This is a genomic window from Myxococcus sp. CA033 (genome assembly GCF_013336625.1).
Classification (GTDB): Bacteria; Myxococcota; Myxococcia; order Myxococcales; family Myxococcaceae; genus Myxococcus; species Myxococcus llanfairpwllgwyngyllgogerychwyrndrobwllllantysiliogogogochensis.
Genome location: NZ_JABUMU010000003.1, coordinates 391,044 through 404,088, shown reverse-complemented (window position 1 = coordinate 404,088; position 13,045 = coordinate 391,044). Strand labels below are relative to the sequence as shown.

Below are 13,045 nucleotides of genomic sequence, written 5' to 3'. Positions count from 1 at the left end.
AGCCGTCGATGAAGCGTTGGGTGGATGCGCTCGCGCGCACGGGCTACCGGGGCGCGTACGCGCTGGCGCGGGTGTACTGGCTCGTGCGCCACCCCCGGACGCAGGGCGTCTTCGTGGGCGTCTGGCACGAGGGGCGCGTGCTGCTCCTCCAGAACTCCTACAAGCACCCGCTCAGCATGCCGGGCGGCGGCATGGACGCGCATGAGTCCCCCGCCGAGGCTGGCGCGCGCGAGCTGCACGAAGAAGTGGGCGTGCGCGTGGACCCCGCGTCGCTGCGGCCCGCCTTCGAAACCGTGGGCACCTCCGAGAACAAGGAGGACCATGTCCGCTTCCTGGAGCTGGACGTGGACTCCGAGCCCTCGCTCACCATCGATGACCGGGAGGTCACCTGGGCGGCGTTCATCGACCTGGACACCGCCTTGAGACTTCCTGTCTCCCCGCTGGTGCGGGCATACCTGGAGCATGCGCGTCCGCGCCGGAAGTGAGTCACCTCCGTGAGCGGTTGTCCCGGTGCAGGGCTATCGCCAGACGGCGCGAGCCGCGCGGTCGAGACAGGCTGTGAAGACAACCGCGCGCGACAAGACAAGGCGTCGAGGAGGGGGTCGCGCGCGGGTAGAACGAGACGTCAGCGAGCGTGCGCGGCGGCCTGCTCGTTCACCAGGAAGTGGCGGGTGCGGGCCTTGGTGAGCTGCCGCTCCGCCTCCTCCAGGGACACACAATCCACGGTGATGTCGTCGTTGGGCGCGGCCTCGGAAGCCACTCGCGCCGTCTGCAGCCGGGCGATGGTGGAATCCGACACATGCGCGCACATGAGACAGCCTCGCTGACGACCGTAGGCCACCACCTCTCCGAAAATCGTGGCGGACTCCGGCTCCAGCGCCTTCAACCCCCGCATATCCGCCAGCACCAGGTGCCGGCCTCCCGCATACGCATCCGTCGCGGCCCGATAGGCCGTGGCGAAATCCTTCATCTCATTGGGTCGGACAAAGCCCTTCAGACGAACGGTGACCGTGCGACGGTTCGTATCGTTGGTGACCTCGAACATGGGCCCTCCCTCCTAGGGAGAGAAAACAATAACAAACATCGGGGCCCGCTCGAAACCACCCCCAGAAACTTTGTCCGCCCTGGAATAGTCGAAAGGAATTGTGTCGAGACAGACCCAGTACGATGGAACATTGCCGCCACCCCACAGCGCGTTCCACGCCAACGCGAATGCTCCACGCCGGATGTGAAGTCGAGTCCGGGATGACTCAGGCGCGCTGACTGCTCTCACCGGTGAGGACGGCCGAGCCGATGAGATGCGCCAGCCGCAGCGCCTCCGGGACGCGGCCCTTGTCCGTCACCAGCGCGAGCGCGTCCGCGACAAAGGAGGGCTCCGCGCCCCGCACCTGGAAGGTGAAGCCGCCCAGTTGATGGATGTCGCCCGCACGTCGCAGCCTGGCCCAGCGTGCATCAGCCCGAGGAAGGCGCCGCAGCGCGCGCTCCACCGCGTCCAGGTCCGGAGGTCGCCGCATCACCGCCACGCAGGGTTTGCCCAGACGCGCCGCCAGCTCCGGCAGGTCCACGACGTTGAAGCCCCCGAAGGCGATGCCGTCCAGCAGCACCAGGTGCAGCTGCGGGAGGAACTTGCCGCCTTCCAGGAGCCGGCACACCTCGCGCGTGGCGTTCCAGCCGTCGCGCCGCACGCGTCCCCAGACGAGCCCCTCGAAGCGCGTGCCCGCGCACACCACGCCCGCCAGCTGGACCGCGGAGCCCGCGCGGCGAGCGAAGGGCGCATCGTCGAAGCCGATGACTCGGGGGAAGCGGGGCAGGCGCATGGCCTGTCAGCCTCGCAAAGCTTGGACCGCGAAAGGAAGAAGCCCGACCCCGCGCACGCGGAAGCCGGGCTTCAGGGAACACCGTGTCGGGACGCTTCAGGCGGCGCGCACGTTCTGCGCCTGCAGGCCCTTGGGGCCGCGGCCGACCTCGAACTCCACCTTCTGGCCTTCCTGCAGCGTGCGGAAGCCATCCATGTTGATGGCCGTGTGGTGGACGAACACGTCCTCACCGCCACCGTCCTGCACGATGAAACCAAAGCCCTTCGCATCGTTGAACCACTTCACGGTACCAGTTGCCATGTATCGCGTTCTCTCGGGTGGTGCGGCGCGCCGCGGTTATCGGCCTTTGAGAAACTAGAGGCCGTAAGTCGGGACGTAGTTTGCCCGGGCCGACCGTCCGAGTGGAAGCCCCCTTGGCTGCTTGCCAGCAGGGTGGGGTGCGGAGTGGTGGCTGCCATTCCTACTTCCGGGGGATGGACAGGCACCGCGCGCGCCTGGGGATGCGTGCCTACCGTCATGGAAGCCCCTGGCTTCCCTTGGAAAGGAGCGTCCCATGGCCGTGCCGACCCCTCCGAATCCCACCCTTCCCCCGGTGTCCGCCCCGCCTCACCGGGAGCCGGGGCCCCGCCGGATGGCGCGGCACGTGGCGGACAAGAGCGCCCGGGCGGGCATCCTCTCCCGGCCCCTCTTCGAGCGGCTCCCCCTGCGCCGGTGGGTGCCCTCCGAAGTCCACACCCTGCTGGACTACCGGGGAGGCGTGGCGGCGATGGTGTCGGGGCAGCTGTCCAGGGACAGCCGGGCGCGCCGGGCGGGGAGGGTGCTGGGGGCGACGGCCATTGGCGTGTCCCTGTTCACCGACGCCCGGCTGAGTCTGGCCAGGCTCATCCCCATCGAAGCGCACGAAATCTTCGACTACGTCCACGGCACGGCGGCGGTCCTGGCGCCCTTCGTGCTGGGGTATGCCCGGAAGCACCCCGTCGTCGCCACGGTGCACGTGCTCCTGGGGCTGTCGTCGCTGGCGGTGGCGCTGGTGACGGACTACCGCTGCCAGACGGGCATGCACCTGGGCGGGGAGCTGCGCACGGACCCGGAAGGCATTGGCGCATGAAAGCGAAGCGGCGGGGCCCCGTGAGGGCACCCCGCCGCTTCAATCACTTCAGGCGTGTGAGTGGACGGCTCAGGCCGTCTTCACGGCGGCCTGGGGCTTCGCGTCGGAGGACGACGCGCCGCTGTTGCCGCTGACGCTCTGGATGCGCATCTTGTAGAAGCTGCGGTAGACGAACACCGTCGACAGGGCGAAGAACACCACGGAGAAGATGCGGGTGAGACTGCCCTGGCCCGCGGCCTCCAGCTCCACCGCCAGCTCCACGGCGAGCAGGCCGAAGAGGGTGGTGAACTTGATGACCGGGTTGAGCGCCACGGAGGACGTGTCCTTGAACGGGTCGCCGACGGTGTCACCGACGACGCAGGCCGCGTGCAGCTCCGTGCCCTTGGCCTTCAGCTCCACTTCCACCAGCTTCTTCGCGTTGTCCCAGGCGCCACCGGCGTTGGCCATGAAGACGGCCTGGTAGAGGCCGAAGATGGCGATGGAGATGAGGTAGCCCACGAAGAAGTACGGCTCCAGGCAGGCGAACGCGAGCGTGCTGAAGAAGATGGCCAGGAAGATGTTGATCATCCCCTTCTGCGCGTACTGGGTGCAGATTTCGACGACCTTCTTGGAGTCGGCCACGCTGGCCTTCTCCACGCCCTCCAGCTTGATGTTGGCCTTGATGAACTCCACCGCGCGGTAGGCGCCGGTGGACACCGCCTGCATGGACGCGCCGGAGAACCAGTAGATGATGGCGCCGCCGGTGATGAGGCCCAGGAGGAACGGGGCGTGCAGCAGCGAGAGGAACTGCGTCTTCTCGGTGTTGAGCTGGCCGTTGGTGATGCCGACGAGCAGCACGATGATGGAGAAAATCATCGTGGTGGCGCCGACGACGGCCGTGCCGATGAGCACCGGCTTGGCGGTGGCCTTGAAGGTGTTGCCCGCGCCGTCGTTCTCCTCGAGGAACTGCTTGCCCTTCTCGAAGTCGAGGTCGAAGCCGAAGTCGCGCTTCACCTCCGCCTTCACGTCGGGGACGTTCTCGATGAGCGACAGCTCGTAGACGCTCTGCGCGTTGTCCGTCACCGGGCCGTAGGAGTCCACGGCGATGGTGACCGGGCCCATGCCCAAAAAGCCGAAGGCGACGAGGCCGAAGGCGAACACGGGGGCTGCAATCATCAACTGGCCCACGTCCGCGCCGGGCACGCCGGAGCCGCTGAACCAGAACGCCAGGCCCATCAGGCCGGCGATGATGAGACCCATCCAGTACGCGGAGAAGTTACCCGCGACCAGACCGGAGATGACGTTCAGGGATGCGCCACCCTCGCGGCTGGCCGTGACGACCTCGCGAACGTGACGGCTCTCCGTGGAGGTGAAGACCTTGATGGCCTCCGGGATGATGGCGCCCGCCAGCGTGCCGCAGCTGATGATGAGCGACAGCTTCCACCACAGCGTCGGGTCGCCGTTCAGGGTGGGGATGAGCAGGTAGCTGACCAGGAAGGTCAGCGCCACGGAGATGAGCGACGTCACCCACACCAGCGCGGTGAGCGGGTGCTCGAAGTTCATGTGGTCCGCGTTCTTGTACTTGGCGGACTGGTACAGGTTGTTCAGGCCGTAGGCCGCCAGCGACGCGAGCACCATCACGATGCGCATCACGAAAATCCAGACCAGCAGCTCGACGCGGAAGCCCTCGCCCACGGCCAGCAGGATGAAGGTGATGAGCGCCACGCCCGTCACGCCGTAGGTCTCGAAGCCGTCCGCCGAGGGGCCCACACTGTCGCCGGCGTTGTCGCCGGTGCAGTCCGCGATGACGCCCGGGTTGCGCGCGTCGTCTTCCTTGATTTTGAAGACAATCTTCATCAGGTCGGACCCGATGTCGGCGATCTTCGTGAAGATGCCGCCCGCGATGCGCAGCGCGGAGGCGCCCAGCGACTCGCCGATGGCGAAGCCGATGAAGCACGCGCCCGCGAAGTCCGCCGGGATGAAGAGCAGGATGGCGAGCATCAGCAACAGCTCGGTGCTGATGAGCACCATGCCGATGGACATACCCGCCTGCAGCGGAATGGCGTACGTGGGGTAGGGCTTGCCTCGCAAGCTGGCGAAGGCGGTGCGGCTGTTGGCGAACGTGTTGACGCGGATGCCGAACCACGCGACGCCACACGAGCCGGCGATGCCCACGAGGCTCGCCACCAGGATGATGACCACGCGGTCCACGCCCATGTGACGCAGGAACCCGAAGTAACCCACCATCACCACGGCGATGAGCGCCCACAGCACGGCGATGAACTTCAACTGCGTCATCAGGTACGTCTTGCACGTCTCATAGATGAGCTCGGAAATCTCGAGCATCGCCCGGTGCACGGGCAGGTTCTTGAGCGAGGCGTACTGCATGAAACCGAACACCAGTCCGATCACGCAGACCGCGATGCCGGAGAGCAACAGTTGGTGTCCGTTGATGCTGCCGCCAAAGAATGACTTGGAGGCGAAGTCAGGGAGAACGAGGTCCGCCTCACTGGCGTGGGCGACGCTGGATGCGAACACCGTCAGCAGCCCGAGGGCCCTGGCGGCGACACCAGTGACGCCCCTACGCAGGGCGTCCATCCGTGGAACAGTGCGTGTCATGGGGGTGCAACTCCTCACAGAGGCTCGTCCAAAGCGCGGCCCACAACGCCGCGCCCCGGAGTGAACAGGGAGTGGTGTCGAGGGGTTGGCCGCCTGCGAGCGAAGTTGCCGCGCGCCGACGCTTCAGCACAGCCTCGCCCTTCAGGGTGCAACGTCACACGCCTGAAGGCGGGCTCGCGAATAGCATGGACAGGCGCTGAAAGTCGAATTCCGGGGTGTGTTTGTCCACAACCTGATCCAACTATGAGGGGAGCTGGGGGCCCCGCAACCCGTCAGGTGGTGTGTGTATGTCAGGGGCGCAGACTGAACAGAAAGCCATCCTGGGGATGCGGGTAAGGGGTTCCCACAGGTTGGGCGCGCCGCAGCGCGACAGCGACCAGGGTATTGCCAGATCCATCCACTGACACCGAGCGGGCTGTCGGGGGGAGGGGACTGGAGAAGCCTCGCACCCAAAGGGAGTCTCCCTTTTCGGACAGGAGGCGGGCGACATAGAGGCCAGCGGGAGAAGGCGCCCGGCCCAAATCCAGTCCTCCGTCATGGGTGCCGGTGAGCGTGAGCTGTCCCGCGTCATCCGTGGCGAGCGCCGTGGCGGTGGCGGCGAAGGAGCGCGCCCAGCGCTCTTGGCCTTCCGCGTTGAAGGCCGCCACGAAGCCGTGATGGGCGCCCGCGTCATGAGGTTTGTTCTGAAAATAGAAGCGGGTGGAGAAGGAGCCCGCGACGAAGACGCGGTCCGGGCCGACCGCCAGCGCGGAGACAGCTCCGGTGGCGCCTCGGAAGTCCCGGCTCCACGCGTGGGTGCCATCCGGATGAAGCTTGAGGACGAAGGGCGTGCGTTGGCGCACGGTGAGGAACGAGCCTCCGCCGAAGCACACCGCGCCCGCGTATGCGCCACCAATATAGATGCCGCCGAAGGCATCCACCGCCGTCGCGCGCGCCGTCAGGAGGCCCTGTGGCCCCGCGGACCAGACGCGGCTCCAGCGCGTGTGGGCGTCCGCGCCCAGCCGCACCACGAAGGCGCCCCGCTCGCCATCGGGTGGCTCGCGCACGGCGTCGCCGAAGTCCCGCGCCCCGGAGAAGTCTCCCACCACCACCACGCCCGCGTCGTCCCGGGCGACGGCGTGCACGGTGAGCGTGCCCTCACCCGCGAAGCCCTTCACGTGTTCGACGGCGCCCTCGGCCGACAGGCGCGCGACGAACGGCCCGTCCGGCAGGCGCGCGGTGCCCCACTGGGAGCCCGCGGAGGCGCCGCCCAGCCAGACCCTGCCCTGGGTGTCGATGACGAGTCCGCCCACGCGCGCGTTGGACGTGCCCTCACCTGGTACGAGCCCATGCGCCCAGCGCAGGGCCCCGTCCGGGGAGAAGCGCGCCACCATCATGTGAGCTCTGGCTGCACTCCGGTTGAAAGGCAGGGGGCCGCCCCCCACGTCCAAAGGCTCTCGGTATGTCGCCGCGACGAGGACGTCCCCGTTGGGGGCCGTCACCGCGTGTGGCGCCTCGCTGTCCCCGTTCGCCAACGGGCGCGACCACGCCATGACCCCCTCGCCCTCGTTTGTTCCTTCCGCCGCCGCCGCCACCCTCAAGCCCGGAGCACGTGGAGCCGCCAGGGCTTGCTCCCCGCACGCCGCGAGGAGAGGACCCATCAGACACACCACGCTCACCCAACGCCACCCGACCATGCCCGCCCCGACCTCTCCCGCCCCCGACCCCCGACGACCCCCTGCCCTTCAACCGCGGGGACGCTTCTGCAAGGTGATTGCCAGCAGTCCTTCCGAAAGGCGCTTCCCTCTGGGCGCGAGAGGGACCCCGGCCTGGGGGACGAGAAAGGTGTTCGTTCTCCTGAAAAAATCCCTGTCCACCAGCCAACGCTGGAGGAAAAACGACGCGCCCGGCCGGAAGGCAGACAGGCCTGTAGCGCTTCGAGCAGGCAGGTGGGCGTGGCGCGTGGCCCTCATCTGTCCTGGGGATGACAGGCGTCGTGAGGGACTCGGTTTCATCCCGGCGCGTGGACAAGGCGGGTGACGGGGCGGATGCGAACATCACGATTCGATGAAAAACACGAACATGCAACGAATTGGGTTTCGCGTGTCAGTGCTGGCGTGACGTGACGCTGGCCAAGATTTGACAGAGTTGAGTCAGTGATTGTCTGTCCATTCAGGCACCTTGCGTTGCGTTGAATCCAGCACAGCAGCCAAGGAGCCGTCCATGAACAGCATGAAGTGGGTGATGTCCGCCACGGTGGTTGCCATGTCGGTCGTGGGTTGTGGAGGTCAGTCCGGCGCGGGGGCTCAGACTGCCCAAGCGGTGGAGCAGAAGGCGTCGCTGGCCATTCCGAACTTCCATGGTTCGGACACGCTGAAGGAGGCCCTCATCGCGGCCAACATCCAGTCGGGTGCCGGGCTGAACATCGAGGGCAAGGGTTCTGGCGTGGGCGAGGCCTGCCTGCGCAATGGCGTGGGCTCCAGCGGCTTCTGCGGCTCGGGGGCGCAGACGCTGGCCCCCATGTCGCGTGACTTCGCGGCGCCGAAGACGGCGTCGGGTGCGGCCTGTGTGAGCGGCACGGCGACGGGCGCCTGCTGCCCTGGGGAGCGCAGCAACACCATCGCCCTGGACGCGGTGAGCGCGTTCGTGTCGTCGGCACGGTTCGCGCTGTTCCCCGACTTCGACCCCAGTTCCGGCGTGGAGAAGGGCCTCACCACGGAGGAGCTGCGCCGCATCTTCTTCGCCACCGACAGCGCTGGCGTCGCCATCACCGGTGCGTGCCCCACCAACTGGAACGCGTTCGGTCAGCCGTCCGCCACCATCGTCAAGTACCGCCGCGATGACCTCTCCGGCACCACCGACACGTTCAAGTCGCTGCTCAAGGGCGGCACCTTCTGTCCTGGCATCACCGTCATCGTCGACGGCTCTGTCTCCAACCCCAGCCCCTGCACGTCCTCGGACAGCGCCACCACCTGCATCGGCAAGCTGACGGTGAGCAACAACAACGCCATCGCCTACGCCGGTGACTCGGCCACGCAGACCGGCAACGACAAGCTCCACCTGAAGGCCGTGGCCCCCATCACCCCGACGACCAGCAAGTATATTGCTCCCAGCGAAGCCAACGTGCGCAAGCTGCTGCAGTCTGGCGCGACGGATGTCTATCCTCTCTCTCGCCGCATCTTCCTGAACGAGAACGTCAACCGCGCCAAGTCGTTCGAGGAGGGCGTCCTCTACGAGTGGATCTACGACACCAACTCGACCGAGTTCGAGGAGATCCTGACGCAGCAGGGCTTCATCGCGTGCGCGCCTGAAGAGCTCCTGACGCCGCTGGCCTGCGGCGGCAACCTGGGCCGTGGCGCGGGACTCTGCTCCGGCATCTGATGTGACGTCACGCCTCGACAGTCTTTGTCACTGAATGCTTCGGGCCGGAGGGCACCTGTCTGCCTCTCCGGCCCGTCTCTCGTGGAGGGAAGACCCTCCGCGCCCACCTGTGTCAGACGAAAGCCCCATCCACCATGCGCTCTCAGCTTCGCGTCCTGTTCCGCTCCTCCCTGTTGTTGCTCTCCACCTCCTGGCTCGGCGCTCCCGCGCTGGCCTCGGACCTCCACGCGGCGCCCTGGGTGTGTCGTGATTCGCGTGGCGCCGTGGGCGACGTCGAGGAGATTTCCCTGTCCACCGGCGCGGGCCCGCTGAGCATCACCCTGGGGCCCGACCTGGCGCTCTGGTACACGCAGGCTGGCTCCGGAAAGATTGGCCGAGCCACCCGCGCTGGCGCCATCTCCGAGTTCTCCCTGCCCACCACTGGCGCGGGCGTGCAGCAGATTGCCGCTGGCTTCGATGGCAACCTCTGGTTCACGGAGCTGGCCGCCAACCAGATTGGCCGCATCACCCCGGCCGGCGTGGTGACGGAGTTCCCTCTGCCCAACCGGGGCGCCAGCCCGGCTGGCATCGCCGCGGGTCTGGACGGCAACGTCTGGTTCACGGAGGTCATTGGCAACCGCATTGGCCGCATCACCCCCTCGGGTGAAATCACCGGGTTCGCGCTGCCCACCCCCGCCGCCCAGCCGCGCGCCATCACCCAGGGCTTCGACGGAAATCTGTGGTTCGTCGAGCAGGCGGCCAACAAGGTCGGCTCCATCTCCTTCGAGGGTGTCATCACCGAGTTCGCCCTGCTCACCGAGCGCTCCTCGCCGTCCTCCATCGTCGCGGGCCTGGATGGCAATCTCTGGTTCACGCAGCAGGCCGCCAACCAGATTGGCCGCATCACCCCGGACGGCGTGGTGACGGAGTTCCCGCTCCCCACCGCCGGAAGCCAGCCGAACGCCATCGCCCTGGGGCCGGATGGCCAGCTCTGGTTCACCCAGCTCGCGGGCAACCGCATTGGCCGCATCACCTACGCGGGCGCCATCACCGAGTTCGCCCTGCCCACGCCCGGCAGCCGACCGTCTGGCATCGTCATCGCGCCTCCGGGCAACTGGTGCCTGGACGCGCATGTCTGGTTCACCGAGCGCGGTGGCCACAAGCTCGGGAAGCTGCGCGCCATCGCCGTTCCCTGACGTTCCGGGGCGTGACGATTCCGAGACAGACATGCTTCCGGGTGTGCGGGGTGGTGTCTGATTTTGTTGCAAGGACTTGTCATTCCCTGTCGGAACCCACGGCTAGGGTGCACCCATCCTGGCAGGTCCTCCGTGTCTGACATGACTCGGAGGGCCTGGGGGCGACCACGGTGCATCCAAGGGGATGCGGGAGGGACATCAACATGGGGATGACTCGGATGGGGCCTGCCCCAGGCCGCGTGCTGGTGGTGTGTCTGTCGTTCTTCCCCGCCTTGCTGGCATGTACGTCGGAGCCGGCGGGCGTGGTGGAGGTGCCCGTGGTGGTGCCTCCCTTCCAGCGCGGCTGCACCCCGGCGCGCTCCAGCGAGAAGATTCCCCTGCGGCGGGCCGCCACCCGGGCGCCGGTGACGGAGAACTTCGACAACCTGCTGGCGCGCGTGGGAACGCAGTGTGCCTCCTGTCATCTGCCTCCGAACATCCAGGGAGGTTTCCAGTACACGGCGGACCTGGAGGGCCTCAAACGCGACGGCGCGCGGATGGCCCTGAAAGCCTCTCAAGGAGAGATGCCGCCCAGGGCCTCGCCCCAGCAGCTCAAGGAGGCGGTGGAGCTGTCCTGCGCGCTCAATGCCTGGCTTGCCCGGGGCTCGCCGACAGGCACGTTCCCCGTCGTGTGCGAGGCCAGCTCGGAGGGCGGCGTCACCGTGGCGCGGGAGGTGGGCGACTCGCTGACGGACATTGGCAACTGCATCCCCCAGGTCGCCAAGGACCATCCGCTGGGAAGCGACCCGCAGAAGGACACCTTCTTCGCCGGGCTCACGAAGCTGCCCCGCTTCCTGTCGGAGACCGACAGCGACATCGTGACGTTCGACGCGGACACGCTGGCCGACCACGGCACCGTGGCCTTCGCGCCCACCTATCCGCTCTTCTCCGACAACGCCAAGAAGCTGCGACTGGTCCATGTGCCACAAGGACAGTCCATCCGGTACGACGAGCAGACGCAGAAGTTCCACATCCCGCCCAACACGCGCTTCTACAAGACGTTCTTCAAGTCGGTGACGGACCTCCAGGGTCAGCGGCGCTACCGGAAGATGGAGACGCGGCTCATCATCGTCCGCGAGCCCTGGAACCAATCGCTCTTCGGTACGTACCTCTGGAACGAGGACGAGACTGTGGCGGAGCTGCATGACCTGCGCTACCGGAACAACGAGCCCTTCTCCGACCGCGTGCTCGTCTACAAGGCGTATGAGATTGGCGGCGCCACGCGCAACTACGCGATTCCGGGCGCCCACCGGTGCATCCAGTGCCACACCGGTTCCGAGGCCCAGAACTTCATCCTGGGCTTCACCCCCCTGCAGCTCAACCGCCGGGCCCCTGGCGAGGCCGGGGTGGATGCGAAGGCACTGATTGACGAGGACGAGCTGAACCAGATGGACCGGCTGGTGCGCTACGGCGTCATCACCGGCGTGCCCGCCTACCGCCAGTTGGAGGCGCTGGAGACGTCCCTGCCCCGGCTGGAGCGCTTCGCCGAGGCGGCGCAGGCGGAGGCCCCTTCACCGGAGGCCCACAAGGCCACGCTGGAGCTGCAGGGCTACTTCGTCGGCAACTGCGGCCAGTGCCACAACCCCAACGGCTTCGCGGTGCGGAGCAACCCCGCCATCGCCTCGCTGGATTTCTCCGCGGGCGGCGTCCTCTTCGGCTGGAAGCCGTGCGGCGTGAAGGAGAGCAACGGCCAGCGTGTCTATGTGGACTGCGAGGTGAAGGACTACTCGCAGGACCTGCTTTTGCGCACGCCCTCCAGCACGCTCTACCAGCGCGTGGCGCGGGACACGGATGCTCGCGTCATCCACATGCCCACCAACGTGCCGGGCAAGGACTGCCGGGCCTCGCTGCTGGTGGCGCGCTACATCGCGGCGCTGGACTGGCCCGCCGACAAGCTCCTGCCGCCCGCCCAGCAGGCCGAAGCCCGGCAGGCGCGCCTGCGTCAGGCGGACACCGTCGTGGCTGGCGCGTGTACGGACCCCGCGGACGTGCAGTGGATTGCCGAGGACTTCACCGACAAGGTCCCCTACGAGCCGCGCAATCCCGCCTGGAAGGACGCCGTCGGACAGGGAGAGTTCGAGTACCTCACCCGATACGCCATCACCGAGCGGCACGAGCAGCTCGCCAGGAAGCTCTTCCCCACCAACTGGTGGTTGCCCAAGCGCACCTGCCGCTTCCCGCAGCGCGACAGTCCTCCGGCGGGGCATGACCCCTGGAATGACTCGCGCGACAAGTGGATGGTGAATGCGCTGGGCAATCCCCGGGCGCCCTGGGGCGAACTCTACTACACGACGCCGGGCGCGACGGCCTTCCAGGGCATCTGCTCCAACTGCCACGGCCGCGTGGGAGATGGACAGACGGGCGCGGCGAAGGTGTTGGTGGCGCTCAATGGCGGTCGAGTGGCCAACCTCGTCGCCGGCCTGTTCGGCTCCAGGGATGGCGTCTCCCACCTGACGCGGTTCGACAGCATCAACCCGCACGGGGGCGCGCGCTACCTGGCGTACATGGCCTCCGGTGGGACGGCGGTCCAGTTCACTCCGGAGTTCATGAGCGCGTGGATCAAATACGGAGAGGTGGACATCGACTTCTCCCCGCGCACGTCGGACTGGAGCAAGTGGGGCGCGAACATGCTGGGCGCCGGGCGCGGCGCCTGCGACCTCATCCGCACGGGCAACTTCGGCACGGCCTCCGCCGAGCCTCCGAGCGGCAACCGCAACGCCATTGGCGGCGTGCGCATGTGGGAAGAGGTCTGCTCGCTCGACAACCCGCTGACGGACGCGGTCCGGGCGGGTCAGGAGCCCGCGCTGGGTGAGTGGCTTCAGCGCGCGCAGTTCAACGTGGGGGTGATGGCGTACTTCTACCTGCGCGATGAGCTGTCCAAGGGACCGGGCGCCATCTACCCCCTGCGGACCGAGTGTGAGCGACAGGTGGCGCCATGAGCCGCGCCG

The 13,045-nt window shown here is 67.5% G+C and carries 10 protein-coding genes; 5 read left to right on the top strand and 5 right to left on the bottom strand.

The window, feature by feature from the left end:
* Positions 1-8: 8 nt before the first annotated feature.
* A complete protein-coding gene (locus HUA78_RS11925; protein WP_141645431.1) occupies positions 9-485 on the top strand; it encodes an NUDIX hydrolase in 477 nt (158 codons plus the stop codon).
* 140 nt (positions 486-625) lie between these two features.
* Here the strand turns inward: HUA78_RS11925 and HUA78_RS11920 are convergent, their stop codons facing one another.
* The 3 genes from HUA78_RS11920 to HUA78_RS11910 form a co-directional block, all read right to left on the bottom strand.
* Complete coding sequence (locus tag HUA78_RS11920) at positions 626-1,045, bottom strand: hypothetical protein (RefSeq protein WP_141645432.1); 420 nt, start codon at positions 1,043-1,045, stop codon at positions 626-628.
* 205 nt (positions 1,046-1,250) lie between these two features.
* Positions 1,251-1,817: a DUF99 family protein gene (locus HUA78_RS11915; protein WP_174457450.1), complete on the bottom strand. Its 567-nt coding sequence runs from the start codon at positions 1,815-1,817 to the stop codon at positions 1,251-1,253.
* A gap of 96 nt (positions 1,818-1,913) precedes the next feature.
* Positions 1,914-2,117 carry a cold-shock protein gene (locus tag HUA78_RS11910; RefSeq protein WP_015346287.1) on the bottom strand — a complete coding sequence of 68 codons (204 nt, stop codon included), beginning with the start codon at positions 2,115-2,117 and terminating at the stop codon, positions 1,914-1,916.
* A gap of 253 nt (positions 2,118-2,370) precedes the next feature.
* Here HUA78_RS11910 and HUA78_RS11905 point away from each other — a divergent pair, with 253 nt between their 5' ends.
* Positions 2,371-2,925, top strand: a complete 555-nt coding sequence (locus HUA78_RS11905; protein ID WP_174457449.1) for a hypothetical protein — start codon at positions 2,371-2,373, stop codon at positions 2,923-2,925.
* 69 nt (positions 2,926-2,994) lie between these two features.
* On the opposite strand, the gene HUA78_RS11900 is transcribed toward HUA78_RS11905, so the two are convergent.
* Together HUA78_RS11900 and HUA78_RS11895 are read right to left on the bottom strand one after the other, a co-directional pair.
* Complete coding sequence (locus tag HUA78_RS11900) at positions 2,995-5,523, bottom strand: sodium-translocating pyrophosphatase (RefSeq protein ID WP_141649347.1); 2,529 nt, start codon at positions 5,521-5,523, stop codon at positions 2,995-2,997.
* Positions 5,524-5,813: 290 nt separating this feature from the next.
* Entirely contained in the window at positions 5,814-6,899 is a 1,086-nt protein-coding gene (locus HUA78_RS11895; protein WP_254623671.1) for a hypothetical protein, read from the bottom strand.
* Between the two features lie 826 nt (positions 6,900-7,725).
* Between HUA78_RS11895 and HUA78_RS11890 the strand changes: the two genes are divergently transcribed.
* From HUA78_RS11890 to HUA78_RS11880, 3 genes are all read left to right on the top strand, one after another.
* On the top strand, positions 7,726-8,883 hold the full coding sequence (locus tag HUA78_RS11890; protein WP_174457447.1) for a substrate-binding domain-containing protein: 1,158 nt from the start codon (positions 7,726-7,728) through the stop codon (positions 8,881-8,883).
* Between the two features lie 134 nt (positions 8,884-9,017).
* On the top strand, positions 9,018-10,058 hold the full coding sequence (locus HUA78_RS11885) for a Virginiamycin B lyase (protein ID WP_254613967.1): 1,041 nt from the start codon (positions 9,018-9,020) through the stop codon (positions 10,056-10,058).
* Between the two features lie 203 nt (positions 10,059-10,261).
* Positions 10,262-13,036 (top strand): hypothetical protein, encoded by a 2,775-nt coding sequence (locus HUA78_RS11880; protein WP_174476302.1) that lies wholly within the window; start codon positions 10,262-10,264, stop codon positions 13,034-13,036.
* The last annotated feature ends 9 nt before the right edge of the window (positions 13,037-13,045 follow it).